This window comes from Morganella sp. HMSC11D09, assembly GCF_001807955.1.
GTDB lineage: Bacteria > Pseudomonadota > Gammaproteobacteria > Enterobacterales > Enterobacteriaceae > Morganella > Morganella morganii.
Window position 1 is genome coordinate 90,116 of the sequence record NZ_KV791702.1, and the last position, 1,503, is coordinate 91,618.

The window sequence follows — 1,503 nt, forward strand, 5'->3', positions numbered from 1 at the left end:
CGGCATTTCCACACGCACATCGAGGCGGGTAGATTCCGGCAGGTCACACGGTTCGCCGTCCTGGTAGAAAATACGCTCACCTTCCGGGGTGATCTCTTTCAGCCGCCAGTTCTGGAAACGCTCCGGTAAGTGCGCATGCTGACGGTGACAGGTTTCGATGATGATACTACCGTCTTCCAGCACGCGGTCAGCAACGTAAACCAGCTCTAGGCCGTTATTGTCTTTCGGTACTGAGATACCACCGTTTACGCCCCATGCACCATCTGAGTTATAACCAAGAATGCCGGTAATATGATACTGGCCGGTGCCGGTGCGGCGGACTTCGGCACCGGCGGATTCGTCGTTGGTTTCGTAATTACCGTCAGGGCGGATTTGGATAATCGGGGATGATTTTTTGACATAACCGCTACCGTCAACATAGTAGTTGCCTGTTGACATCATTTCGCCGCCATTTTTAGGGATTGTGATGTTAGACCAGCCTCCATCCCCCGTTCTTAACGCACTGAGTAACAGACGCCCGTCATCATAAGCATAGAGTCCCGCTTTGAAATTATTATTCGGCGATGCAATTTCTGCGCGTGATACACAGTCCATTGTGTTATAGAGTTTTAATCTTCCGTCCTGAAAACTGAATAACTGAGTATCTGTTGTGTTGCAGTAAAATATCCCGCCATTCTTTATGCCGATCCATGATTTTTTATCCGGTGCATACAAACCATTAACGACAGAGTTATCAGTTTGCCCAAACAAATAGTAAGCAATCCAGTCTTTGACCGCCTTCTGGTGCATGACATTAACCATCGATTCCCCGACGGTTCCGGTCAGTTGCACAATCCCTTTTGTTGCAGTTGTGGCGTCACCTGGTTTTGCTGCGTTGATTGCTTTAACCGTTCCGTCCTGGCTGATAACATCCGTTTTTGAATCACCGGTACCCTGAACCACTTTCGGTATTTTGCTGATAGCATCATTCAGGGCTTTAATGCTGTCCAGCGTCACCTTCTGCCCGTTCGGCAACTCAATTTCCACCTGTCCGGTGTCTGTCATCCACTGCTGCATTGCCTGGAGAAAGTAAACGATATAGCCCTGGTTCGCTGACATGGTACGGGCCGCATCTGAAATGGTGTCCGGTACCGTGGTGGCGATGGAGTATTTTGCGCCGCTGAGTGTTACCGGGGCATTGAATGACAACACCAGTTCTGTATCACTGTTTACCGCGCGGATCATCATGCTGACAGGTGCAGTACCGTTCTCGATGCTGATAAGCTGGCCGGGTGCCACACCGTGAATGTTCTTTTTCCACTGTGTACCGGCGCCGGTCACAATCGGTGAACCGGCTTTAATAGCTATGGTGCCGTCGGTGTAAATCATGGGGTTTCCTTAAATTTCAGACGAAAAAAAACCGCCGGAGCGGTTATTTTGATTGAGCTATACGTCGGTTATAAATATAAATCACCGTCGATACAGTGGGTGTTATAAATCCCCTGCACATTACCGTTATTTGTC

Annotated in this window: 1 protein-coding gene; it reads right to left on the reverse strand. The window is 49.1% G+C overall.

Annotated features, from left to right (window positions below; genetic code table 11):
* A partial coding sequence (locus HMPREF3119_RS19875) for a phage tail fiber protein (protein WP_246829287.1) occupies positions 1-1,368 on the reverse strand: 1,368 nt, incomplete at its 3' end.
* Positions 1,369-1,503: the final 135 nt, after the last annotated feature.